Genomic DNA, 25,654 nt, shown 5'->3' with positions numbered 1-25,654 from the left:
CCAATCATCTACCAGTACAAAGATTGTTGTAATTAACGTTCCTAGGTCTATGCTATTCATGGGGGAAGTCTGATTTGAAAAGCTGGTAACTTTCATCTTCTTACTTCTCCCGCCTTTTTCCTAATTCACATTAGGCGTAATTCAGTAAAATTAGGTAGAGTAACTTTGATGTTTATGAAACAAAAACATCAAAAAAAACCTATAAAACTGAAATTATGCAAGCCAAACTTATCTTCACTTCCTTAACCTTAATCTCGCCTTTCTTTTTTTGGGGAACGGCAATGGTAGCTATGAAGGGAATCATACCCCACACAGCACCTCTATTTCTAGCGGGCACGCGATCGCTTCCAGCGGGTATATTAATTTTAATTACAGCAGCAATTATGGGCAAACCCCAACCGACGGGTTGGTTGGCATGGTGGTGGATTATTTGTTTTGCTTTAATGGACGTTACACTATTTCAAAGCTTTTTGGCAGAAGGGCTAGAAAAAACCACAGCTGGACTAGGCTCCGTGATGATTGACTCCCAACCGTTAATTGTAGCTTTATTGTGCCTGTGGCTTTTTCAAGAACACATAGGTTTATGGGGATGGTTAGGTTTACTTCTAGGAGTTTTGGGTATCACTTTAATTAGCTTGCCAGATGAGTGGTTTTTTCAGATTTTTCATGATAGTGTGCTAACCATTGGCAATTGGCAAGACTTATTTGCAAGTGGTGAATGGTTGATGCTCTTAGCTGCTTTTTCTATGGCAATAGGAACAGTAATGATCCGATTTGTCTCTAAATATGCAGACCCTGTAACCGCTACAGCATGGCACATGATTTTAGGAGGATTGCCATTGTGGGGGGCTTCTTACGTGACAGAATCTCAGCAGTGGGAAAATCTTCTTGGGTGGGAATGGATAGCTTTAGGTTATGCTACGGTTTTTGGGAGCGCCATCGCCTACGGATTATTTTTTTATTTTGCTTCCAAAGGGAACTTAACAAATCTTAGTTCCCTCACCTTCCTTACCCCCGTCTTTGCCTTATTATTTGGCAACATCTTCCTTTCTGAAAACCTCAGTTTTTTACAGTGGGTAGGAGTAGGACTAATTTTACCTAGCATTTATCTTATTAACCAGCGTCATAACATAGCACGAAATCATGAAGTAACTGTGGAACAACCATCAATCTTATGAGCTTCTATAAATAAATAACTCTAATGTCTTTTTTATTACTTTAGTAATAAACATTTATTCATTCCAGGGTTATGTTAGAACCTAACCTTAATGTTTTATCTAAAAAAACATGAAAAACCCTGCCGCTTTTTCAAATTTGACAAAAATCAGACCGGTTACCTGTTTTATTAGCCTCTTGCTTTTACCTTATCACCCAAATAAACTACCACCCAACCTAAATTCTATACAAGCAGCGCTTCCCACAACACGCACTGAAATTCTGAAGCTTCGCCCTCAAGTACGGTCAGAGTTCTTCCAAACTCAACCACAAAACTTGAAATACTATCATACTGATATGGATAGATTATATGGAGACTACACCCAAACTGCTGTAAAAGTTTCAAAAAATCCAAACTTTACAAAAAATAGTGGTATTACTAGCTTCAAAACCCAAATAACTTGGGTAAATAAAAATTTATCTTCTTCTTCCCAGTCTAACCAACAAGACAAGGTTACTCAAATTAGTCAATTTCCTTGGGGGTTATTATTAGGTCTAGGAGTTGGAGGCTTTGGTGGATTTTTGTTCAATTTAAATCTATTTACTCTCAAATTCCAGAAAAAACCTACAACCACGAAACTTAAAACCTCTAGTCACCAAAACGTAGTAATGGAAACCCTACCAGAATTGGAAAATTTATCCAACTCTAAGCAAAGCAATTTCATCAACCCAGAAAAAACCTTAGCTCTGAGCAAAATTGATATTGTTAACGAACTTATTTGTGATTTACACAGTAGAGACTACCGCAAACAAAGCAAAGCCATTTGGAGCCTAGGACAGCAAAGCGACCTACAAGCAATTAAGCCGCTATTAGATTTAATGATTCAAGCAGACTCTCAGCAACGCAGTTTAATCCTAGCAGCCTTATCGGAAATTAGCGATCGCGCCCTCACACCCATAACCCGCGCCCTAGTCATTTCATTGCAAGACCAAAGTCCACAAGTAAGACAAAACGCCATTCGTGATCTCACACGCATTTATGACATAATAACTCAAACAACCCAGATAATAACCAAGTCCTTGGAAGACAGCGACCTTGAAGTGCAAAAAACAGCCAAATATGCCCTAAACCAAATAAACAGAATACAAGCAATACCCCATCAGCAGATTTTACCAAAAGAAAATCAATTATAAATGCTTTAACCTAACTTGAATAACCGTATTTACTCCCGCCAGTAAAAAAGCAGCATCCTTAAACTTAGGAGCACTAGTACGAACTTCCGGGTTCCCAGAAAATCCAAAACCTTCTATAGGCATACCAAACTGGTTACGATTCAGACTTTCGTCATTATTCTGGTCATGCATAACAGCAACGGCGTAGCTCCCAGCCTCCAAATTGTCAAAAATCACTCTCAATGATTTCTCAGCAACCTTACACTGCCTTTTAAATACCCGATTTCTGTTATTGGGAAAACCTTGACTACTAGAGAATACACTAACACAAACTTGTCCCTGCGTATTTCTCAGCCCATCAACCTCAACCGTTAGCCGACCTCGGAAACTTGCAGCAGCAACAGACACCTGAGCACAGGTTCCCATATTTGCCAAGACTAGCCACAACAAACCTTTCTGCCAAAACTTCATTAAACACCCTTCACTCAAAAAGCAAAATACTCTATCATTAGCAATGCCCCGTATTGTAATAAGCCCATATTTGCAGCACCCTAGCCCCCCAAATACAATATTTATGCCATCCAAGATACTACCACCATTCTTGCAACCCGGTGACCTATTAAAAGTAATCGCCCCCAGTGGTGCATTACAAGAACCGGAAGCTCTAGCTCTAGGTTTAGAAATTTGGCGATCGCGTGGTTATAAAATAGAGATTATTCCAGAATTAACCACCAACTGGGGATACTTAGCAGAAAAGGACCTTATACGTCGCCAACAACTAGCCACAGCTTGGCAAGACCCAAACTGTCGTGGTATCCTCTGCACCAGGGGAGGATTTGGTAGCACCCGCATCTTAGAAAATTGGAATTGGAATCTGAAATCAACGTTACCAAAATGGCTCATTGGGTTTTCTGACATTACAGCCTTATTGTGGAGTCTTTATAACACCGGCATAGCCAGTATTCATGCTCCCGTACTGACCACCTTAGCCACAGAAAATGATTGGTCTATTCAGCGACTGTTCGACTTGGTGGAAGGTCGCTCTATTCCTCCCCTTAAAGGAATTGGTTGGGGGGGTGGGGTTGCAACGGGAATATTACTACCGGGTAACCTTACTGTGTCAACTCATCTTTTGGGGACTTCCATAATTCCACCCTTAGACAATGTTATCCTAGCATGGGAGGATGTAACAGAAGCGCCATACCGCATTGACAGAATGCTAACTCAGTGGCGATTGAGTGGAGCCATGTCAAAAATTCGTGGAATTGCTTTAGGAAACTTTACTAATTGCCAAGCTCCGCCAAAAGTTCCTAGCTTCTCTGTTGAAGAAGTCCTCCACGACCGCCTAAGTGATTTAGGAATTCCCATAGTTTCCAACCTACCCTTTGGTCATAGCAACCATAACGCAGCTTTACCTGTAGGAGTATTAGCAACTTTAAACGGGAACCAAGGTATCTTGAAAATTGCTGATTTAACCTAATTGAGCAACTAGTTGATTTTCCAAAAGAATCTCATTAGTTAGCAAATCTTCGACAGAGATTCGTAAAAAACGTTCTTTATCCACGTGAAATGAAACCCTAACGCGATCGCTACCGGGATATCCCAAAGGGTTCAATCGAGCAATGATTCTCCCACCCAAATTATCATTTAGAGGCTTAACCCTAGTCACACCAGAATGCACAGAGCGAGTAACCAAGTTATTCTCATCAAAGTAAACCTCAGTGCTAGCGGAAGTACTCAACTCACCAACAATCAGCTCAATACTGGGTTGATTCTGCGAAGATGCCCCCAGAAGTAACTCTACACTATCACTCATGGGATAAACCTGTCCAGCCTTAATAATTGAATGCCAACCGTGTCGGCCATTGCGATAATCCCAATAGCGGATACCATAGCTATGATAGAGAAAATCATTAACCTCCATCCCTTGGGCTAATTGTAACGCACCTTGAGCGATAGCTTCAAAAGGATTTGTACAGTGAATTTTTTCCGGCTCAAAATACCCCTTAATCCATCTCTGCACTCCAGGTAATTGCGCCGTCCCCCCTACTAATAAAACGGCATTAATGTCAGCAACATCCACGCCCCGTCTTCGCCCTTGCTGTAGCAGACTCGTCATACATTCATCCAGACAAGCAAAAAAACCCCGCTCATTGAGAATATTGTCAAATGTTTCACAGTTAAGTTCTAATTGATAAGTTCTAAAATTTTCATCATCAAAATAAACTTCAGCACCTTGGTTTTGGGTTGATAGCTGAATTTTAATTCGTTCTGCTAACCTCGTAATTAAAGGAGTTACTGCTATGTCTTGGGTTTTAGCAAAATAATCAGCCAACCAAGCATCAATATCAGAACCTCCCAGATTTTGCCCCGCCTTAGCCAGAACACAAGCTGTTTTAGGTTTTTGTCTAGCTTCTTCAGCCAAAGATTTATTACCCCACTTCAGGGTAAAACCTAGAGGCTTTTTAGCTTGCACATTTTGATGTAGGCGAACTAAAGATAAATCCAGAGTACCACCCCCAAAATCAACAACTAAGAGAATTTCCTTATCAGCCAACCCATAAGCCAAAGCAGCAGCCGTGGGTTCATCTAGGATTTGTATTTTGTCTACTGGTAGAATTTGGCAAATTTTGCTCAACCAGAGGCGATAGGCTTCAAAGCTGTCCACAGGAACCGTTAATATTAGACAATCTAAATTTTTTTGTCTTAGTGCTAGTTGGGTAATTATTTTATTGAGGAATACCTCTCCCACCCGCTCAAAAGTAAAAACCTCTCCATCTATTTCCGGTAAAAACCCTTGAATTTCGGCACCAATTCCTCGTTTAAAGTTGCGGAAGAATCTCTTTTCATCTTCTAAGTCAAGTCCTCTATCCCGCACCTCTTGTCCTATCAAAAATAAACCTTGTGTCGCTTCTTCTATATACACCAAGCTAGGAACAAGAGGAGGATTAGGCTGCGTTTGGGTTGATAAGCCAGGTATGGTTAAAGTTTCAGTCTGCTGAGTGCTAGGGTTCCAACAAGCAATAACAGTGTTGCTAGTACCAAAGTCAATAGCCATTGCTTTTGGCACTAAATTTTGCGCGATCGCCATATATTTTTGTATTTTTTAGTAAAAAGGTAAAGAAGTTTTTGATAAGACTATTCTCTCATAAGCCACCAAGAGCGCAAATGAGCGATCGCTTCTTCTTTGCATTTAGCCTCTACTTCTATCCAAGGAGCTTGATAGTAAACTTGGGGCATAGCAGTGATTAAATCACTGTGCTTTCTGTGGTTAAACCCTGTTTCACCATTAGAAATATGAACCAATTGCCAACCTTGATTAGCCCAAGTTTGTTGTGCAGCGTAAAACATAGATGCTACGCTGGGGTGATTGTAGCTATCTAGATTTTCATAGCAAACTTGGTGATGAGCATCAAACACCATTGGTATACCGGTCTGCTCACACACAGCTAAAATTTCAGGAGAACCGTAGGCATATTCGTCATTTTCTAGAGTTAAACGATTTTTAATTTCTGGTGGTAATTCCGAGATTACCCTTACTAGTTGTTCAGAGCGTTGAGATTTGCCACCGTGAATATTCATTAACGACCAAGGAGAACGGGGTAACCCCAACAAATCTAGTATGTAGGCGTGTCGTGCTAAAATTTTGATGCTTGTTTGTACCACTTCAGCAGAATCAGAACTCAGCACCACAAATTGGTCCGGGTGCAATACCATTCTGATTGCTAATGCTTCAGACTTTTCACCAATTTTACTTAATTCTCCCCTCATCTCCTCTAATATATTAGCACCTATTCCCTCTTCCATGTCACTCATAGGAAATAAAGCTGAAGTCATGCGATACAGCCGAATATTGTTTTTGTGACAAAAAGATAGTGCTGTATCTAAACGCTGTAAGTTATCTTGATACAATTCCCTTAAAACACTTTCACGTTCCTTCAAAGACAGTTTTAAATAGCGGGAGCGTGTTATGCTGCGGAAGCGTACTTCTTTGGATATAGTCACACAAACCAGCCCTAGATATGGTGGAGAGTTTATTTGTGTTGGTTTTGGATGAAGTTGATTTTGATATTGGGTTGCTGTCATGAACTGAAATTAAATAATTTTTACTATTTGCCATTCAAAGAATCCCGACTCACTTTCGTCTATCCTCACGGATGAGTTCAGATCTGTCACTCATTAACTTTGGCAATTACTTGACGATACTGGTTTCCAGAGAGGCAGGCCAGGGTGTAGTGAGTCTTATGAAGAATCAAGAACAGCTTTATGTACCACTCAGTATCACCTCTTTTATCGTATTTGACTACGAGGTAAGGTTTCTAGTCAAGTATCCAGAGGAAATATTTGGCAGTATCTCATCTGGATTACTTGCACCAAGCCTGTCACGGGAATATTCGTTTTGCACGACGCTAGAAACTGTACTGAATTAAACTGGTTTTTAATTTGCGATATTTTCAGACTTATTCAATTTGACTTATGAACTCAGTCATATTTAGTGCTGTAATGCTTGTCTTATCAGCAATTTGACAGCAAATTCCCTATTTTTAACTTGCTGTCAAAACATGCTTTTATGTAGCATATTTTACCTATAGCGACTCAAAATAGTCAAATTAATCATTCCTTAGACAGACGAGCAAAAAAAATCAACAAGTTACATTTTTGAGCTATGTGTACTTTGATTCTGCATTTTGAAAATGTATGTTCAAAGTTCATTACTTGGTTGAAAATTATCGACAATTAAAATAGTTGTTTAGGGGATTTGCAAAAGTGAAATCTTACTTTTCAGGGTTTTTAGCTCAATCGCAAGTACAAACGAACATTTCTCGAAAGCATATTATGAAGGTTGCAGTTATTGTTCACACTCATCATAAATTAAATTCTCTGCTTGTGCTGTTAGAAGGTATTTACAAACAGAAATTATATAAGACAGAAATTCATATATATATTGTAGGGAATACTTGGGAGTTTCTGAATCAAGCTCATTTACAAAAGTTTGACTTTGCTCATATTCAGGTTTTGCAAACAGGTAAATATTTAGGTAATTCTGGCTGTTTTTATTATGGTTTACGATTTGTTAGTAAACTCAGATATGATTACATTTGGCTCCTAAATGATGATGTCCGTCTAGACCCTTTAGCTCTAAATACACTAATTACAACTTTACAAGAAAATGATGAAGTTGGTTTGGTGAGTTCTCAGGTTTATCAAATACAAGAACCTAAAACTATTGAAGAATTTGGTAGATTAATTAATAATTATAAACCAGAATCAAAAATAAAATTTGGCAACCAGAAGAATGTCGTAAGTGAGGGAATACTCAAAAGTAAGCCTTATATTCAGGTAGATAGTTGCGGAAATAAATCACTACTATTACGCCATAAAATTGTCAATCACGTTGGAGTGTTAAAAGATTATTTTCTTCACTCTGGTGATATTGATTTGTGCTTGCGAGTTAAAAAAGCTGGTTGGATTATTGCTGTTAATCCGAGTTCAATTATTTGGTATGATTGCCCTGATTGCGAACTTTGGCATTTGATTAATTATGACTATGAATGCAATTTTTATTATTGGCAAAAGTACAGGCCAGATTTTTTATAGAAAAAGGTAGTTGTCAAAACTATCAAACAGATGTGGCAGATATATTGCCAAAGTCCCCAATTATAACTGCGAAATTACCTGTTGCAAGCGATTGCCTCCGACACTGCCCTGGGCGCAATCGCCACTGAGGTATAAATGAGCAAATTTCAACGTAAATCTTGCCTTTAACTTTGTGTAAAGTTACGTTCAAAACATACCAAGTATCTCAAGAAAATATGGAAATTGATAGTAATTTTACTACCTTGAAACCCGAAACACCAGACATAGTTTGCCTGTCTAATTTGCGTTGGAATTGTGTTCACCCCAGACTAAAACACATTTTAAGTCGTTGTACTTCACAAAGGCGAGTATTTTTTATCGAAGAGGTAATATTTACTAATCAACTGATAGGGCGGTTAGATATTAGCCAAGATAAGAGTGGGTTAGTGGTTGTAATTCCATCTCTGTCAAAAGGGCTGAGTGAGGAGAATATAAATGCAGATTTACAAACATTAATCAATGCTTTTTTGCTAGAGAATAATATTGAGAATTACATTTGCTGGTACTGTACATCAAAGGCAATCGCTTTTACCAGTAACTTGCAACCCCAGGCAATTATATACGATTGCATGGATGAATTACCCACGATTAAAAGCATACCTTCTGCACTCCAAGAATACGAGAGAAAAATTTTCTCTCTAGCAGACTTGGTGTTTATTAGTGAACAAAGTGGCCAAGCAATTCAGGTACATCAGCACCCCAATATCTATGCGTTTCCTAGTAGCGGCGATTGCAATCGCACTTGGATGACAATAATGAAGCTGATAGACTTTGCCATTGCCACTCGCCATCAGGAAGGCACAAATAGTCACCATAAAGCAATGCTGGGTTACAAAGCACGAAACAAAGTTGTGATTACAGATTTGCTATTTGACTACTTAATTGTCGGTGCGGGATTTTCTGGTAGTGTTATTGCCGAACGTCTCGCTAGTCAGTGTGGCAAAAGAGTGTTAGTTGTGGACAAGCGTAATCACATTGGTGGCAATGCTTACGATCATTATGACCATCATGGCATTCTCATACACAAATACGGCCCCCACATCTTTCACACTAATTCCCAACAAGTTTTTGAATACCTTTCACAGTTTACTCAGTGGCGATATTACCAACATCGCGTCCTCACTAGCGTAGATGGACACCTGTTCCCTATTCCCATTAACCTGGATACCATCAACAAACTCTACGGTATGAACCTCAATTCATTTGAGGCGGAGGAGTTTTTCAAATGCATTACTGAACCTAAAGAATACATTTGCACCTTAGAGGATCTGATAGTCAGCAAAGTTGGTAAGGAACTGTATCAAAAATTCTTCCAAGGTTACATTCGCAAGCAATGGGGACTCGACCCTTTGGAATTGGATAAATCATTTATTTGCAAAGTTTCTACCCGTATCAACCGCGATAACCGATATTTTACTGACACTTACCAAGCAATGCCTTTGCATGGTTTTACTCCGATGTTCGAGAAGATGTTAGATCATCCGAAGATTAAGGTGATGCTAAACACCGATTACCGGGAAATAGAGCAGGTGATACCTTGGCGTGAAATGGTTTACACAGGGGCGATTGATGAATTTTTCGATTATCGCTATGGTAAATTACCCTACAGATCAATTAAATTTCAACACAGGACACATAACACCTCTGTGTTTCAACCAGCGCCAGTCATCAAGTATCCCAATGAACATCTGTACAGTCGTGTGACAGAATTTAAGTATTTAACTGGACAGGAACACAACAAAACTAGCATTGTTTATGAGTTTCCCCAGGTAGAAGGAGACCCTTATTACCCTGTACCACTTCCTGAAAATAATGAAATTTATAAGAAATACAAAACCATGGCAGACGCTATGGTAGGGGTTTATTTTGTAGGACGGTTAGCGAATTATAAATATTACAACATGGATGAATGCGTGGCTCAAGCTCTCTCTACATATCAAAAAATCATCTCCATGCCAGTAGGCAAGGCTTTTTAGGCAGTTCAAAAATCACAAATCATACTTGACTAATGCTGTTACAGCACTTTACAAGTAAATGAAGTATAGTTGTTAAGATTATAAATCTTGTGGGGTAAGTATCCTCCCCGCTCTTGTGGATCTCGCCTAGATCCAATTGTCTGTAATATTTATCCGTTCTTACCCCCCCTTGAAAAAGGGATGATTGACATACTCATCACGTTCCACCCCCAAACGAGAACCTGGGGTATATAAACTTAATGTGTAGTAAATTATCACTAAATGGTTAGTCAGACAGATGTCACCAATTAAAGTTGTCATCTAGCCTGGGAAAGTCCAATAATGGAATTAGAGCTAACGTGATTTATCCCACTGCTATCTCTGTACCGGAACCACCAATTCCCAAACCAGCACCAGAACCAGTACCAGCGCCCATTCCTCAAACCCTTTCTGGTAAAGTGCCCCAAACCATACCTGAACCTGTTTAAATTGACTTTGTACTTCACAAAATCTCAAATCGAAAATGCTAAGAGCCGGAATTGTCGGACTTCCCAACGTCGGAAAATCTACTTTATTTAATGCTGTGGTTGCTAACGCCAAGGCGGAAGCAGCTAACTTTCCTTTCTGCACGATTGAACCGAATGTGGGCGTTGTCTCAGTACCGGACGAGCGCTTAAATGTTCTGGCTAAAATTTCCAGTTCTGCACAAGTTATACCAGCACGTGTTGAGTTTGTAGATATCGCTGGCTTGGTTAAAGGTGCAAGCCAAGGAGAGGGACTAGGTAATCAATTTTTGTCCCACATCCGCCAAGTTGATGCAATTGTCCATGTGGTGCGCTGCTTTGAAAATGACGACATTATCCACGTAGCGGGTTCCATTGACCCGGTACGAGATATTGAAATCATTAATTTAGAATTGGGTTTATCCGATTTGGCGCAAATTGAACGGCGAGTTGAACGTACTCGCAAACTAGCACGTACCAGCAAAGATGCACAATTTGAAATCACGGTTTTAGAAAAGTTATCTGCTGCTTTAAATGAAGGTAAATCTGTCCGTCAGGTGAGTTTAACTCAAGAAGAAGCGGAAATTATTCAGGGGTTAGAACTACTGACAAATAAACCAATTATCTATGCTGCTAATGTGTCTGAAGATGAATTAGCAACTGGTAATGAATATGTTGAACAAGTCCGACAAGTTGCGGCTAGGGAAAATGCCCAAGTTGTCGTTGTTTCAGCGCAAGTGGAAGCGGAATTGGTGGAATTACCAGAAACAGATAAAGCTGATTTTTTGGCATCTTTAGGTGTACAAGAAGGTGGTTTAAAATCTTTGATTCGTGCTACTTATGCTCTTTTGGGCTTGCGGACATATTTTACTTCTGGCTCCAAAGAAACCCGGGCTTGGACAATTAGTGCTGGAATGTCTGCACCCCAAGCTGCTGGGGTGATTCACTCTGATTTTGAACGGGGATTTATTCGCGCTGAAACTATTGCTTATGAAGATTTGGTGGCACATGGTTCCATGACTGCGGCGAAGGAAAAAGGCTTAGTTCGCAGTGAAGGTAAAGAATATATTGTGCAAGAAGGCGATGTAATGTTATTCCGGTTTAACGTATAGTTAAAGCAATTTTTGTGGGCTTGGTATCTTGCCCACCTTTATCTACTTACAGTAGATAAAATAACTATTGAGGGAAAATTTAGAATTGACAATTATGTGTTTTTAACTGTTGATCTTTAATTCACTTTTCCCCCATTATGTACACATAGGAACCCAAGTTTTCATCATCTGTACCTAGAACCACACCACCCTTTGCCCCGGAAACAAGTTCTATTGCTTCAATTTTGCGGTAATGAGAACGGTGGAGAGGTATAAATTCAGAATTCTGTCGCCAGATTATTTTGTTACTATTAAATCCCAAGGAACCGGCGATATATACAGCTGATTGGAAAGGCCCATCATCTCCAGCATCACTGGCGGAGGTGATATACACAACTCCTGTGGGGTCTATTTTCAGATCGGAGATATGACGCACATTCTCAGAAGGAAATGGTACTTGCAATGAGCTTGAACCTGCAAGAGTAATTTGATATTTAACTAAATCCAAAATTCCCCAATAAACAATTGCAGGCTCCGCTCCTGCGCCTCGATGCGCCCACATAGCAACTAATTTATCATCTATATTTTGCAAAGCAAATGCTTCTAAGTTACTGCCTTTGGGTAGTGGTGGTAAGTTAAATTGTCCTATAGCTGCAACAGTTTTTTTGCCAGCATCTAATTGCAGATAATAAGCTTTGCCAAAACTGGTTAAAGCGATAAAATCAGTATTGTTTTTCCCCGGAACAGCTGTGATGGCTTCTAGGTCAACAGGTAATGGTGTATGAGTTGTCCATTCTACTGGTAAATACTGGGCTTGCTCGTAATTATGAATACTAATTATAGCTAGACGACCTTGGTTACTTTGTTTGTTATCATGAACGATCAAAAAATTTAGAGTATGACTTTGCTGTTCTACTAAAGCCATACCACTGATACCAAACAAAACACCACCACGAACTGGTTGCCAATCTCGCGCCCAAGTTGGCTGGGATACAAGTAAACATGTACTGAAGACCACTAGAGTGAGGAATAATCCCACAGATTGAGGCATGGTTTCAAAAATATATCTGTCGATGCTCAATCATATCAAAGTCAGTCCATGGCATTAAGGTACTAATATGACCATGAGGGCTGAGAACCCTCACTATAAGCTGTTAAACTTGACCTGTAAATACCCGTTGAGCTGGGCCTGTCATGTAAATTCGTTGGTCGATTTCTGACCATTCAATTTGCAAACAACCTCCAGGTAATTCTACTGTGGCTGTGCGATCGCATTGTCCAGTTAAGACCCCAGCGACTAAGGAAGCACAAGCACCTGTACCACAAGCTAATGTAATACCTGCGCCACGTTCCCATACCCGCATCTTCAAATAGTCGCCACTGACGACTTGAATAAATTCTGTGTTTGTGCGTTGGGGAAAGGATGGGTGATGTTCAAATTGTGTGCCGACATTTTCTAAATTAATGGCGGCGACATTTTCCACAAAGGTGATACAGTGGGGGTTGCCCATGCTGACACAGGTAACTTCCCAAGTTTTACCTGCTACTTCTAAGGGTTGATTAATCACTTTTGTCTGAGCAGCAACCAAGGTTGTGGGAATTTCCCCAGCTAGCAATCTTGGTATACCCATATCCACCTTCACTTGACCATCAGCCATGAGTTGAGGTGTAATTGCACCTGCTAAAGTATGAATGCGATATGAGTCTTGGTTTCTGGATTCGCCTTCTAAATCTGCCAAAAATCTTGCTAAACAGCGAATACCATTACCACACATTTCCGGTTCTGAACCATCGGAATTAAAAATCCGCATAGTATAGTCAGCACCATTTTCTCCAGGTAGGGCAAAAATTACACCATCAGCACCGATACCAAAATGGCGATCGCACAACTGAACTCCTTGCTCTGGAGTCAATATGGGTGATGATGACGAGCGATTGTCAACTAAAATAAAGTCGTTCCCCAAACCATGATACTTAGTAAATTCAATTGCCATTGTTCCGATGATGAATTACGAATGATTAGAGCGTTGAGTATGGGGTATGAGGAAACCTCATTCCGAGTCCCCAGTCAATCTATTTTAAAATTTGGATTTGCAATTTTAGGTTGTACTTCAATCCAAAATCCAAAATCTAAAATTATGCAGTTTCTTAATTCTTCCATCATTACGAAAAATGACTATAACCAAATTTGATGGCTTATTACCTACCATTGGGCAAGTACAAAAACTGATTAGAGAAAAAACAGTAGTAGAGTGGAAACTGCTAACCGGTGATTTGCTCCCAGGTGGAGCTTGCTGGCAAGATCACCACTGTGTTTGTATTGTAAAGGAGGAAAATCAGGAAATCACTATTTGGAAACAGGCGATGGCGTACTTACAGCCCAAATAATCAAACATCCTCATGACTCAGTTCTCAATAAAATTTCGTGATTAGTTTTTTGCTGTTAGTAAACAATGGTTGTACTTGATTTAAACTCAGCACTTTACCGCATAACAGCACTTGGTCACCAACTCGGAAATCTGTCTTGTGATCAGGACTGGGAATAAACTTACCATCTCGCCGTATCCCTTGCACTTGTACTTCAGATTCTTGGTGAAGACCTAAATCTACAATAGTCATACTTAGAACAGAAGAATCAGGATGAACTGTAACCCACTGACAAGCGTTATTTGTTCCCGGAACAGCCACTTTTCCCTGAGCCAAGTCTTCTAAAGCTGCTATTTCCTGAGATGCTCCCACTACCAACAAGCGATCGCCTTCTTCTAATTTAGTTTGAGCACTGGGATAATCTATTTCTTCTCCGTTAGCACGGCGAATAGCCATTAAACTTGCCCCTGTTAAGTAGCGGATATCTGCTTCTGCTAAACTCATGTCAATCAGGGGTGAATTAGATGGTAGGCTATACCAACGACGATTTAAATTACGAGTGACTTGCTGCAAATCACGGGACACTTCTAATGGAGTTTGCTCTGGTCGTAATGCTAAATAATGATCGTTGCGAATTTGCTGCATTTCTTGTTGCACCATAAACGATAAAAACCCTAAGCTGGTTAATAAATGGTTGGCCATTTCCAAGCTAGCTTCAAATTCTGGTTGCACTACTTCCTTCGCTCCCAGTTGATAAAGCACTTCAATATCTTTATTTTGGGTGGCGCGGACAACCAAATCTAATTCAGGACATAATTCTAGAGCCCGTTTAAGGGTCAGACGGGTACTCATGGGGTCGGGAAGTGCGATGGCCATTCCTTTGGCATTGTTGACACCAGCTGTTTCTAGAACGTGAAAACTCACACAATTACCATAGACATAAGGCACTCCCTCATCTCGCAATTGCTGTATTCTTCTTTCTGATTGGTCAATGACTACCACAGGTAAATTATGTTTTTGTAACAACTTGACCAAATTCTTGCCTACTCGCCCATAGCCGCAGACGACGACATGACTTTTTGAGGGTACATTGTCTGAGACATCACGCGGATAAACTTCTTCTAAATATGGTTGCAGCCAGGGCATTGATTCGGCACAATTAAATAAAAATGGTACTAATCGCAACACAAACGGAGTGAGCATGAGTGTAACTGCTGTGGTTCCTAAAATCAGCAAATATACTCGCCGAGAAACTAATCCTAAAGCCTGCCCCTCACTGGCAAGCACAAAGGAAAATTCACCAATTTGCGCTAATCCTAACCCAGCAATTAAGGCTGTTTTCAACGGGTAGCGAAATACAGTGACTAAAGGCGTGATAATTAAAAACTTACCGAGGAATACCAGTGCTACTAATACCAAAATCAATTCCAGATTATTCCACAAAAACACCGGGTCAATTAACATCCCAATGGCGGCAAAAAATAAACTTGCAAAAATATCTCGTACTGGTTCTACATAACTGAGGGCTTGGTCGGCATATTCCACTTCTGAAATCATTAAGCCAGCGACAAACGCCCCCATCTCAATAGAGAGTCCTAAGTGTTCTGTTAGCAGAGCAATACCTAAACACAGCGTTACCACCCCTAATAGAAACAATTCTCGGCTTTCAGTGCGGGCGACGATTCGCAACAAAGGCGGTATCAGCCAAATCCCCGCTACTACTGCACCTCCAGCAAATAAAGCCAGCCTTAATGCGGCTGTCAGCACTGCCATACCAATGGTTTCTGCTGGTTGATTCAGGGCTGGTAATATAGCAATCATTAATCCCAGTGCTAAGTCTTGCACTACTAATATCCCCAGCATCACTTGTCCGTGGGGGGTTTCTGTTTCGTTGCGCTCCATTAAGCACTTGAGAACAACTGCGGTGGAAGATAAAGATAAAATTGACCCCAAAAATACACCTTTAGCGGGTAAGTCGTCCCAAGCTCCCATGATTCCACAGACCACCACTGTGAACAGAATCGTTAAGGCAATTTGTAAGCCACCACCACCCAAAGCGATGGCTTTAACTTTGTTTAATTCTGCAAAGGAAAATTCCACACCCAAGGCAAATAACAAAAAGGCGACTCCGAACTGAGCTAGAGTTTCTACTTGAATAACTTCTTTAATTACTCCTAGTCCGGCTGGCCCCACAATCATCCCGCCTATGAGATAGCCTAGCAGTACAGGTTGGCGTAAAAGTGAAGCCAACAGTCCACCACAGGCGGCGACTGCGAGAACTGAAACTAAATCAACGATTAGTCTAAAGTCTTCTGGCACAAATTTTGCAAAGAATATAAAGTCTATTGCATTTAGGATACAAAGTTTTTATATCTGAGAGGGGGTGAGGGGTAATGATTTTTTACTAGATGTAGAAAAACAAAGTCCCATAGGTCCGGGATATCAAGATCCCGGACTGATCTGAGTTGCTCGCCGTTTGCAGCAGTTTCGGTTTAATGAACTTTTCCCCGGGTTGATTCGGCATCAATAGGTTTAATCCAGTATAGGCGCAACATCTGGTAAATAATTCCACAAAAGGGGGGTATTTTTTGCCAGAACTTGACAAATCCAGGACGACTACTTTCCTTAATCTCTGTCAGTCTCTGAGTATTAATGAAACACTGCTCTAGTCGCCAGAAAAACGCCGGGTGATTAGTATTCAAAATTAGGGGAAATGCTCGTGCTGAGGTATTATTTGTCTCCTGAATTACTCTGTTATTGTATTTGCGTGGATGTATACCAATGGCTTCATAAAATGTTGCCCGTTCAAATACTGTGATGGTATGGGTGACAAATACAGTCAGCAAAAAGAACCGCACCCACAACCGCGCTCTCCAATTGTTCCATAATTTTGGTTGCGATCGCAGTAGTGCTTTAAAGAAATCTCCGTGTCGATTTTCATCTTGACACCAACTTTCAAATTTGCGGAAGAGTGGATAAAATTGGTATTCAGGATGTTCCTGCATGTGGCGATGCACTAAGATATACCGCCAGTAACCAATTTTCTCCGATAGATAGACTGTGTAAATTACCCACTCTGGGGGGAAAAAGGTATATGTCCGATGTTTGGTTAAATAGCTTAAGTCCAGAGACAGATTGAAATCTGCCATAGATTTATTCAGAAATCCCGCGTGGCGTGCTTCATCCCTGGCCATATAATTAAAGGCATCAGCCAAAAGGGGATTTTTTTCTTTGAGTCGGCGGGATAATTCTTTAAACAGCAGAAACCCAGAAAATTCTGAAGTGCATGAACGCTCTAAAAAGTCAATAAAAGTGCGACGTTTTTCTTCATCAACATGCTCCCAACTTTGCTGAAATTCTTGGTCGCGCACAAAATGATGGCGATTATAGTCAGCACGTAACTCTTCCACAACCGCTAGCAACTCAGTCTCATTCGCCGAAATATCTAAATTTGCTACCGCTTCAAAATCAGTGGTGTAAAACCGAGGTGTTAACAATGTTTCCTGAACAGGTGCTTTAATACCTGGCTTGAGTAATTTAGGGTCGGAAGTTTCGAGAGACTTAACCATGAGACTGCTTTCATGTTTGAGTTTTCATTGTTATATAAGCATGAATTTTGCTATTAATACATCAGTTAAATTATTGAAAAGCGATTTTCGATAAATAACCTTGACTACCAATTGGTAATGCTTATTTTCTGGAGATTCACAGAATTAAAAAGACTATTTATTAACAAACTTTCTCTTAAGTCAGTTGCTAAATGTGTCCATTGAAAACGAGAAAAATATAAAGAAATCTTAATAATTTTATGGTTATACAAATATTGATAGTTAAATGATTTTGTGAGAGGAAGTCGAAGCCAAAAAATCCGATCATTTCAGACCAATTCAATTAAGCTGTTTGGTTGGAATCAACACATTATGCAGTGCCGCTACTCTCTACACTGGATAATACCCAGATTGCGCGAAGCCCAGTGCCGGAGGCAATCTTACAAATTGATTGGCAGTTTGATTTCCGCCGCGCTGCATGAGGCGGGATGATCGCAGTTTCTTGGAGGTTTTGATGGTTTTTGTCTTGCCTGGTATTAAATTTGATCTGGATATGATCAAAAAATACGATACTCCTGCACCCAGATACACGAGTTATCCCCCCGCTACAGAGTTGAACTCAGAATTTACTGTAACTGATTTTCACGGTGCGATGGCCGCTTCTAACTGCCGAAAATCACCTCTGTCTTTATATTTCCATATCCCCTTTTGTCAGACCGCTTGCTACTTCTGCGGCTGTAATACAGTAATATCTCAAAACAAGAATATTGCCAAACCTTACTTAGAAAATTTGGTGCAAGAAATCAAGAATATGGCAACCTTGATTGATCCAGAGAGAAAAGTAGTACAAATTCATTGGGGCGGTGGTACACCAAACTATTTAAATCACGCTCAAGTCAAATTGTTATGGAAACACATTACTGAAAACTTTAATATCCAACCACAAGCCGAAATTTCCATTGAGATTAATCCCACCTACGTTGATCAAGACTATATTTTATTTCTGCGTGAAGTAGGGTTTAACCGTATTAGTTTTGGTATTCAGGATTTTAACTACCAAGTACAAGTAGCTGTAAATCGCCTCCAGACAGAAGAACATCTGTTTAATGTGATGAGTTGGATTAAAGGAGCTAAATTTGACAGTGTGAATGTAGACCTAATTTATGGTTTACCTCATCAAACTCTCCAGACATTTCAAGAAACAGTAACAAAGACTATTAAATTAGACCCTAATCGAATTGTTGTTTTTAACTTCGCCTATGTACCTTGGATGAAGCCAGCACAAAAAAATATTCCTCAAGCAGCATTACCTCAACCGCAGGAAAAGTTAGAAATTCTCAAGATGACTATTGAGGAACTGACGAGTAACAACTACCTATTTATTGGTATGGATCATTTTGCCAAACAGAATGATGAACTAGCCCTCGCTCAACACAATCGGACCCTCCAGCGCAACTTTCAGGGATACACCACCCACCGTGGAACAGAGCTATTAGGTTTTGGTGCTACATCTATCAGTATGCTAAATGATGCTTATGTGCAGAACCACAAGCAATTAAAGGATTATTATCAGGCGATGGCGGCGGATGTTTTACCCATTAGTAAAGGTATTAAACTGAGTCAAGACGACATAATTAGGAGGGATGTGATCATGTCGATTATGTCTCACTTTTATCTGAATAAGCAAGATATTGAAGATAAATATCACATTTGTTTCGATGATTATTTTAGCCATGAGCTAAAGGCATTAGAAATACCCGCAGCGGATCAACTCGTTGATATATCAAGTAACCAAATTCAGGTCACAGATATAGGTCGGTTACTAGTGAGAAATATCGCTGTCATATTTGATAATTATCAAAATACTAAAGAGCGGCGATTTTCCAGAGCAATTTGATAAATTAAGGGCAATTCATAATTGCCCCTACCTAGGGCTCGCTTAATATAAATAAAGTGTAAGCTGAACAAATTTGCTCTAAATTAAAATTTCATAAAATTCCATAAAAGTTCTCTAACTTTTGATTTTAATAACTCTTTCCTCTGGTAGAAATAATGGTAAATAAGAATCGCTAATTTAAAGACAGTTCAGATTTTAGAAGAAGTTTATGAATATTACTGCTTGGGCAATGTTAGGGAGTTGAAAGATAAGAATTTATTGGACAGACAATTCAAATATGTGCAGAAGGTTTTGATTCCTAATAGCTTTGCTAACAGCAGTTTGCTATATGCTACTAAGCAGAAGTGTTGAATCCTGCAATAAAAATTTACAATTTTTGCGTTTTACCCAGATAAAGTTCATTGTCTATTAAGAATAGAGTCATTAATTGCTCAAATTTTGTATCACTGACGCACAACTTGGACAGTCAACAGTCAACATTTCTGGCTACTAAGGGATTATTTTTGATGAAAATGCCTTAAGGGGTGGATTATGTTTTACCACAAAAAAGAGCCTATTCATGCTGTAAATGTATTTGAGGCTAACCCTCATTTTGCTCAATTGTTGCTTGAGCAGTTTGGTGGAGCTACGGGGGAACTATCGGCAGCTTTGCAATATTGGGTGCAATCATTTCATGTGGAAAATGCTGGCATTAGAGATATGCTCCAAGACATTGCTATAGAGGAATTTAGCCACCTAGAAATGGTTGGTAAACTGATTGAAGCCCACACCAAGAATATGGATCAAACAGAAGCATACAAAAGCACTCTCTTCGCCGTTAGAGGTATGGGTCCTCACTTTCTTGATAGTCAAGGAAATGCTTGGACAGCAAATTACTTAAATGAAGGCGGAGACGTGGTGCGGGATTTGAGAGCTAATATTGCGGCTGAAGCTGGCGCACGTCAAACTTACGAAGAACTAATTAAGGTGGCCACAGATCAAGGAACTAAAAATACTTTGGTTCATCTCTTAACACGAGAAGTTTCTCATACTCAGATGTTTATGAAAGCTCTTGATTCATTGGGTAAACTAACAGACCCACTGTTTGGTAATATTCAGCCTGATGAAACGGTTGATATTTATTACAATTTATCTACAAATGGCGATGGCAAAGATGAGCGTGGTCCTTGGAATTCTGATCCGGTATTCAGATACATTCCTAACCCGCTGGAAAGGAAATCTTAAGTTACAGCTTCAACTGGCTGCTGATGAGCGCTGTTTGGAAATTAGTCAAGAGACTGACGAGCAATTTTAGTTTCTGTAAAATTTTTAGAAGCATACTAAAAAGTGCCTGGGAGTGTTGCCGTGTTTCCACCCCAGGCACTTTTTATTTTTAACTTGCTCCTCACACACCACTAGAGGATACTTCTGTTTAGTTACAAACCAAGTGTAATATGTGACAGTTATTGAAGTGTCACAGGTTTAACTGGCAAAATTTAGTGTAGAAAATGGCGCATACCAGTTAACACCATCACTAATCCTAATTCATTGGCGGCGTTGATGGAATCTTGGTCACGCAGACTTCCCCCTGGTTGGATAATGGCAGTAATACCAGCATCTGCGGCTGTTCTGACAGAGTCATCGAAGGGGAAAAATCCATCACTGGCGAGAACTGCACCTTGGGCTTTTGCGCCTGCCTGTTCTAAGGCAATTTTCACTGAACCAACGCGATTCATTTGACCTGCACCCACACCGAGGGTAGTTTGATCGTTTGTAATCACAATGGCATTAGATTTGACGTGTTTACAAACTTTCCAAGCAAACAGTAACTCGGCTAACTGGTCAGGGGTGGGTTGACCTTCGGTAACTACTTGCCATGCAGTGGTATCAGTCATGGTATCATCAGCAGCTTGGACGAGAAAACCGCCAGCGATTGCCTTAGTTACTGCCCTTTGCACAATTGCTTTGACTGTATCCTTGGGGCCATTACTCAAATCTGCTAATGTTAAAATCCGCAGTTTAGATTTTGCCGCGAGAATTTCTTGGGCTTCAATTTCACAACCAGGTGCAACAACACATTCTAAAAATGTCTTGGTTAACTCCTGGGCTGTGGCTGCATCAATAGGCCGATTCAGTGCAACAATTCCACCAAAGGCAGAAACAGGATCAGCGTTAAAAGCTTTTTGGTATGCTTTTACAAGGGTGCTTCCTACAGCCACACCGCAAGGGTTTGTGTGTTTAATGATTGTTGCGGCTGGGGTATCAGTAAACTCGGCAATAATACGGCGGGCGGCTTCTAAATCAACTAAGTTGTTGTAACTCAGTTCCTTACCTTGTAATTTTATCGCAGCAGCCCATCCCGTGGGAGTAGTACCAGTTTGATACCAAGCAGCTGGTTGATGAGGGTTTTCACCGTAACGCAGAGATTGCAATTGCTGTCCAGAAAGGTTGTATTGCTGGGGTAGGGTATCTTGAGATTGTTGGCTGAGGTAAGCTGCAATGGCTTGGTCATAACTAGCCGTGTGAGAAAAACCTTTTAAAGCACATTTTTGGCGAAACTCCAGGGATGTAGTGCTGTTATTTTGCCCCAATTCCTGTAAATATGTCTCATAGTCTGCCGGATCACATAATACAGTCACGTGGGGGAAATTTTTCGATGCAGCCCGTAACATGGCCGGGCCACCAATATCAATTTGTTCCACAGCCTCAGATAATGTCACCCCAGGTTTAGCAATAGTCTCTTGAAAGGGATAAAGATTGACTACCACTAAATCAATGGGGCGAATTTGATTATTTTCTAAATCTGTTAAGTGTTGGGGAAGATCCCGTCGGGCTAAAATTCCGCCATGAATCCGGGGATGTAGAGTTTTCACTCTACCACCTAAAATTTCAGGTGAACCTGTGTAATCAGCGACTTTGGTCACAGGTAGCCCCGCATTCTTAAGAGTTTGGGCGGTTCCCCCACTGCTGATTAAATCGAAGTTAAATTCTTCGACCAAGCGACGGGCTAGGTCAACTATACCAGTTTTGTTAGATACACTCAGCAGTGCTAGACGCGCCATGTTGTAGTTCCTCAAATGTTCTCTGGGAAGCGAAAGATCCTCAGTTTTACATAAGGCTGGGTTAACTTCAAGACTAAAGCACGAACTAATGGGCTGATATTTAGGGCTTGCTGAAAAAGTTATTTGTGAGGATAAGGGGGTCTGTGGTTCGTTAATTAATCGCTAGTCCACCCACCGAGAAATGCTGCTACACCTAAAACCCCCAGCGCCACAGCCCCCCATTTGAGTTTCGGATTCATATCCCACCAATCTAAGAAACTGGGTATTGTCAAGTTTCTAAAATCTCCCTCAATTTTGTCATAGCCAGGAATGGGAGTAAAAACATTATGTGGTGCGTCCTGTGATTTCGGCTCGTTGGTATGTTGACCTGGAAAAGCGATCGCTAGTAAAATTGCATCTACTAATTCTGGTGAAATGCGTTGCAACACATCTAAAACTTTGCCTGCATCCCCAACTACAAAATCCCGCATGGGATGTTCAGCAACATAAAGAATGGCATTAGTCACTAAACTCGGTTGATAATAGGGTGGTATTCCCGTTGGTTTCACCCCTAACTTGGTGCGAATTTTATTGTAGTAGGGTGTGTTGATGGTGGAAGGCAAGATAGATGTAACATTGATTGGTAATTTTTCGTGTTGCAACTCCAGACGCAAGGCTTCCAGGAAACCTTCTAAACCATGTTTAGCTGCGGAATAAGGGCTTTGTAGTGGTAAACTGCGCCTACCTTCCATGGAAGAAATATGAATTAATGAACCCCGTCCCTCTTGTTTGAGATATGGTAGTGCAGCCATAGCACCATACACCTGTCCCATTAAGGTGACATCCACAACTCGTTTAAACTCTTCTGGTGTAATGTTCTCAAAAGGAGCAATGATACCCGTAGCCGCAGTGTGAACCCAAGTATCCAAGTGTCCATATTCTGCCACAGTTTTGTCTGCGATGGCTTTAACTTGCTGAAAATTACTCACATCGGCAATAGTATAGATCGCCTCACCGCCCAAACTGCGGATTTCTGTAACTAAAGACTTTAGTCCTGGTTCACTGCGTGCGGAAACTACTACCTTTGCACCGCCTTGGGCAAACTTGAGTGCTGTTTCTCTACCGATACCACTAGAAGCCCCAACGATGGCTACTACCTGCTGATTAATTGGCTTGAGTTGCATAGTTAATTATCCCTACCCTCTGTTTTTATCAATAAGCTGGATAATTGATCTAGACATCTTGCGTGGGACTTAAGCACAAGGTAGATTTCCGTTGGGGATTTTTGAGAAAGTAATTAATTATTATTTAATTAGCTCAGAAATCTGACGGCGCAGTTTCCCGCCATCGCCCTTGAAGGTAATAGCCTTATCAAAGATAAACCAGTTACCACGATTGGCATAGTTGATACTCTCAATACAAACCACAAACTTAGTCATTAATTATCAATAATTATGATAACTATGTCGGCAAAATTTTGCTTTCAACTTGCTAAATTTGCAATGCTTTAAACCACTTGTTCAGAACGGTGTTAATAGTTTGCTTGATTTGATGTTTGCGATGCCACTTTTGAAAAGCCATTTCGTATTCTTCGCCTTTAGTTTGAAAGGTATTCCAAATATCTAGCCCTAATGTTAATCCGCAAAATACTAAAAAATACAATGACCAAGTAAGACCGCCGCCGCCGATTAAATCCACTACCATTAAAAAACTGTTAATGATGGCATAATTGCCAACACGTTTCTGAAATTTTGCTATGCGGTAGGAATTAAAAGCTTGTCTCTGTTGCATTTCGCTGTGTTGCGATCGCCAGTCATTTTCTGCTTGACTTAGTACATCGGGTGATATATTTAACTCTCTAGCAATTTCCAAAAGTTGCTCATAGGAAAATTCCTGATCATCGTTGTTAGCTTGATGAGCAATGGCTAATTGGAGAATTCGCTGTACATCGTCTTGGCTATAAGAACGAAGACTGTGAGGTTCAAATGCCGTCATAACTATTATCTCTGGGTGTGACCTTTAGTAAAATTTTGCCCCTTGGTAGCTGTGCAATTTAGCCAGGGTGTTATTAATAATGTTTGTACTATCCTTAGATTAACAAATCTAGAAACAAGCATGGGGTATTAGTTATCTGCCTTTCAGGTGATTGAACACTCACGCCAATGTAAAATTTCCCATTGCCATTGTCGATTATGATTGGGGTTGGGGTTGACGGAAAGCGTAGATATCTTGAATGGCTCGCACCCAACCATCAGATACAGATTCTAGGATGCGATGGCCTTTTTCCTTGGTTGCGGTGGTTGCGTCGCCAATTACTCCACTTTTGCTAACATCTCGTGTTACCCAAGATACAGGTAACTTACCTTCTAAACTTAGTAAAGTGCTTTGTATCTGTTCTGGTGGATACTCAGCCACAGCTTTATCCATTTTGACCAGTTCTGGCAACATCGCCAGCATAATGCTAGTTTCTGCATCTCCGGCGTGCATTCCTTGGGTTGCTTCCTTAGGTGTTAATAATTCTTTTGTGATATGAGGAACACGCCAAGTAAACAAGGGAAATACTAAAAAATCATCATACTTAACGTGCAAATCTCTTGCAGCCATTTGCATAACTTGGGGTTGTCCCCCGTGGGAGTTCATTAGCACTAGTTTTCTAAACCCAGCACGGTAAATACTTTCACCCACTTCCATCATGATTGCTGTCAGAGTTTCGGTGCTCAAGGTAATCGTTCCGGGAAAGTGCCAATGTTCATTAGACTTACCATAGTACAGGGGAGGTAAAGCATAGGCGGGAATACGCGCATCTAATTTTTTTAAGGCTTCTCCCAGAACTCCTACACTAATAGCAGCGTCAACAATCAGAGGTAAATGAGGGCCATGCTGTTCGATGGCTCCGACTGTTTGAATAATCACCACATTTTCTTTATCCGGCATAGCCTGGACATCAGTCCAAGTCAAGTAGGGAAAAAACCGTTCTGGGGGAATAAAGCTATGCATATTACTACTATCTCCTCATTGTCATTGTAACGGCTGATGAAACCTTGCGTGAAAGTACCTCTGGTTGAGTAAATCAATTTCTCACTTCTGAGGAAGAACGGTCATTTGTGCCAAATAATCTTAATTTTTATCCAGATGAAGGCGAATTCCTATGTTATATTGCTTATAACGTCAGAAATGTTGAATGTCGTTACAAAACTTTACATAGTTAGATATAGTAGTCCTATCAAAGGTGAAAATGTCAACATCTCATAATATCTTCCATCCAATGAACATAACTGATTTGTTGACACATACAAGCTTGAAGGTAG

General features: G+C 40.4%; 23 protein-coding genes. 11 read left to right on the top strand and 12 right to left on the bottom strand.

Annotated elements, in window-relative coordinates:
• Positions 1 to 215 precede the first annotated feature (215 nt).
• Both NWP25_RS02110 and NWP25_RS02105 read left to right on the top strand, forming a co-directional pair.
• On the top strand, positions 216 to 1,178 hold the full coding sequence (locus tag NWP25_RS02110; RefSeq protein WP_280649913.1) for a DMT family transporter: 963 nt from the start codon (positions 216 to 218) through the stop codon (positions 1,176 to 1,178).
• Positions 1,179 to 1,512: 334 nt separating this feature from the next.
• Positions 1,513 to 2,349: a HEAT repeat domain-containing protein gene (locus tag NWP25_RS02105; protein ID WP_280698798.1), complete on the top strand. Its 837-nt coding sequence runs from the start codon at positions 1,513 to 1,515 to the stop codon at positions 2,347 to 2,349.
• On the opposite strand, the gene NWP25_RS02100 is transcribed toward NWP25_RS02105, so the two are convergent.
• The gene (locus tag NWP25_RS02100) at positions 2,344 to 2,799 is read right to left on the bottom strand and encodes a DUF2141 domain-containing protein (protein WP_280649915.1); all 456 of its coding nucleotides are present in this window, start codon (positions 2,797 to 2,799) and stop codon (positions 2,344 to 2,346) included. The two genes, NWP25_RS02105 and NWP25_RS02100, sit on opposite strands and share 6 nt — an antisense overlap.
• Positions 2,800 to 2,902: 103 nt before the next feature.
• On the opposite strand from NWP25_RS02100, the gene NWP25_RS02095 reads away from it, so the two are divergent.
• Positions 2,903 to 3,808, top strand: coding sequence for a S66 peptidase family protein (locus NWP25_RS02095; RefSeq protein WP_280656225.1), 906 nt, complete (start codon positions 2,903 to 2,905; stop codon positions 3,806 to 3,808).
• Here the strand turns inward: NWP25_RS02095 and NWP25_RS02090 are convergent.
• Positions 3,800 to 5,419 carry an Hsp70 family protein gene (locus NWP25_RS02090; protein ID WP_280698796.1) on the bottom strand — a complete coding sequence of 540 codons (1,620 nt, stop codon included), beginning with the start codon at positions 5,417 to 5,419 and terminating at the stop codon, positions 3,800 to 3,802. The genes NWP25_RS02095 and NWP25_RS02090 overlap by 9 nt on opposite strands.
• Positions 5,420 to 5,466: 47 nt before the next feature.
• Positions 5,467 to 6,414: a UV DNA damage repair endonuclease UvsE gene (uvsE, locus tag NWP25_RS02085; protein ID WP_280649918.1), complete on the bottom strand. Its 948-nt coding sequence runs from the start codon at positions 6,412 to 6,414 to the stop codon at positions 5,467 to 5,469.
• 158 nt (positions 6,415 to 6,572) lie between these two features.
• On the opposite strand from uvsE, the gene NWP25_RS02080 reads away from it, so the two are divergent.
• The 5 genes from NWP25_RS02080 (at position 6,573) to ychF (ending at position 11,535) form a co-directional block, all read left to right on the top strand.
• Positions 6,573 to 6,758: a hypothetical protein gene (locus NWP25_RS02080; protein WP_280649919.1), complete on the top strand. Its 186-nt coding sequence runs from the start codon at positions 6,573 to 6,575 to the stop codon at positions 6,756 to 6,758.
• Positions 6,759 to 7,095: 337 nt separating this feature from the next.
• Positions 7,096 to 7,926 (top strand): glycosyltransferase family 2 protein, encoded by an 831-nt coding sequence (locus tag NWP25_RS02075; protein WP_280698795.1) that lies wholly within the window; start codon positions 7,096 to 7,098, stop codon positions 7,924 to 7,926.
• 215 nt (positions 7,927 to 8,141) lie between these two features.
• Positions 8,142 to 9,941 (top strand): UDP-galactopyranose mutase, encoded by a 1,800-nt coding sequence (glf, locus tag NWP25_RS02070; protein ID WP_280687962.1) that lies wholly within the window; start codon positions 8,142 to 8,144, stop codon positions 9,939 to 9,941.
• Positions 9,942 to 10,234: 293 nt separating this feature from the next.
• Positions 10,235 to 10,408, top strand: coding sequence for a hypothetical protein (locus NWP25_RS02065; RefSeq protein ID WP_280649922.1), 174 nt, complete (start codon positions 10,235 to 10,237; stop codon positions 10,406 to 10,408).
• Positions 10,409 to 10,443: 35 nt separating this feature from the next.
• Positions 10,444 to 11,535 carry a redox-regulated ATPase YchF gene (gene ychF / locus NWP25_RS02060; protein WP_280656229.1) on the top strand — a complete coding sequence of 364 codons (1,092 nt, stop codon included), beginning with the start codon at positions 10,444 to 10,446 and terminating at the stop codon, positions 11,533 to 11,535.
• 121 nt (positions 11,536 to 11,656) lie between these two features.
• Here the strand turns inward: ychF and NWP25_RS02055 are convergent, their stop codons facing one another.
• Both NWP25_RS02055 and dapF read right to left on the bottom strand, forming a co-directional pair.
• On the bottom strand, positions 11,657 to 12,565 hold the full coding sequence (locus tag NWP25_RS02055; protein ID WP_280649924.1) for a hypothetical protein: 909 nt from the start codon (positions 12,563 to 12,565) through the stop codon (positions 11,657 to 11,659).
• A 103-nt stretch (positions 12,566 to 12,668) separates the two neighbouring features.
• A complete protein-coding gene (gene dapF, locus NWP25_RS02050; RefSeq protein ID WP_280649925.1) occupies positions 12,669 to 13,508 on the bottom strand; it encodes a diaminopimelate epimerase in 840 nt (279 codons plus the stop codon).
• A gap of 178 nt (positions 13,509 to 13,686) precedes the next feature.
• Here dapF and NWP25_RS02045 point away from each other — a divergent pair, with 178 nt between their 5' ends.
• The gene (locus tag NWP25_RS02045; protein WP_280698793.1) at positions 13,687 to 13,902 is read left to right on the top strand and encodes an Hfq-related RNA-binding protein; all 216 of its coding nucleotides are present in this window, start codon (positions 13,687 to 13,689) and stop codon (positions 13,900 to 13,902) included.
• 24 nt (positions 13,903 to 13,926) lie between these two features.
• Here NWP25_RS02045 and NWP25_RS02040 read toward each other — a convergent pair whose 3' ends face one another.
• Complete coding sequence (locus NWP25_RS02040) at positions 13,927 to 16,200, bottom strand: cation:proton antiporter domain-containing protein (protein ID WP_280698791.1); 2,274 nt, start codon at positions 16,198 to 16,200, stop codon at positions 13,927 to 13,929.
• A 173-nt stretch (positions 16,201 to 16,373) separates the two neighbouring features.
• Complete coding sequence (gene acsF, locus NWP25_RS02035) at positions 16,374 to 17,450, bottom strand: magnesium-protoporphyrin IX monomethyl ester (oxidative) cyclase (RefSeq protein ID WP_280649927.1); 1,077 nt, start codon at positions 17,448 to 17,450, stop codon at positions 16,374 to 16,376.
• A 493-nt stretch (positions 17,451 to 17,943) separates the two neighbouring features.
• On the opposite strand from acsF, the gene hemN reads away from it, so the two are divergent.
• On the top strand, positions 17,944 to 19,326 hold the full coding sequence (hemN, locus tag NWP25_RS02030; RefSeq protein ID WP_280656281.1) for an oxygen-independent coproporphyrinogen III oxidase: 1,383 nt from the start codon (positions 17,944 to 17,946) through the stop codon (positions 19,324 to 19,326).
• A gap of 531 nt (positions 19,327 to 19,857) precedes the next feature.
• Positions 19,858 to 20,550 (top strand): manganese catalase family protein, encoded by a 693-nt coding sequence (locus NWP25_RS02025; protein ID WP_280656277.1) that lies wholly within the window; start codon positions 19,858 to 19,860, stop codon positions 20,548 to 20,550.
• Positions 20,551 to 20,801: 251 nt separating this feature from the next.
• Here the strand turns inward: NWP25_RS02025 and purH are convergent, their stop codons facing one another.
• The 5 genes from purH to NWP25_RS02000 form a co-directional block, all read right to left on the bottom strand.
• Positions 20,802 to 22,367, bottom strand: a complete 1,566-nt coding sequence (gene purH / locus NWP25_RS02020; RefSeq protein WP_280698789.1) for a bifunctional phosphoribosylaminoimidazolecarboxamide formyltransferase/IMP cyclohydrolase — start codon at positions 22,365 to 22,367, stop codon at positions 20,802 to 20,804.
• Between the two features lie 155 nt (positions 22,368 to 22,522).
• Positions 22,523 to 23,530 (bottom strand): SDR family oxidoreductase, encoded by a 1,008-nt coding sequence (locus NWP25_RS02015; protein ID WP_280649931.1) that lies wholly within the window; start codon positions 23,528 to 23,530, stop codon positions 22,523 to 22,525.
• A 120-nt stretch (positions 23,531 to 23,650) separates the two neighbouring features.
• The gene (locus tag NWP25_RS02010; protein WP_280649932.1) at positions 23,651 to 23,785 is read right to left on the bottom strand and encodes a hypothetical protein; all 135 of its coding nucleotides are present in this window, start codon (positions 23,783 to 23,785) and stop codon (positions 23,651 to 23,653) included.
• A gap of 52 nt (positions 23,786 to 23,837) precedes the next feature.
• Positions 23,838 to 24,341 carry a 2TM domain-containing protein gene (locus NWP25_RS02005; RefSeq protein ID WP_280649933.1) on the bottom strand — a complete coding sequence of 168 codons (504 nt, stop codon included), beginning with the start codon at positions 24,339 to 24,341 and terminating at the stop codon, positions 23,838 to 23,840.
• Between the two features lie 195 nt (positions 24,342 to 24,536).
• The gene (locus NWP25_RS02000; protein WP_280649934.1) at positions 24,537 to 25,343 is read right to left on the bottom strand and encodes a creatininase family protein; all 807 of its coding nucleotides are present in this window, start codon (positions 25,341 to 25,343) and stop codon (positions 24,537 to 24,539) included.
• Positions 25,344 to 25,654: the final 311 nt, after the last annotated feature.

The sequence above is a fragment of the Umezakia ovalisporum Ak1311 genome, from assembly GCF_029891685.1.
Classification (GTDB): Bacteria; Cyanobacteriota; Cyanobacteriia; order Cyanobacteriales; family Nostocaceae; genus Umezakia; species Umezakia ovalisporum.
Note: the sequence above shows the minus strand (reverse complement) of the source record. Positions and strands in the feature narration are given on the sequence as shown.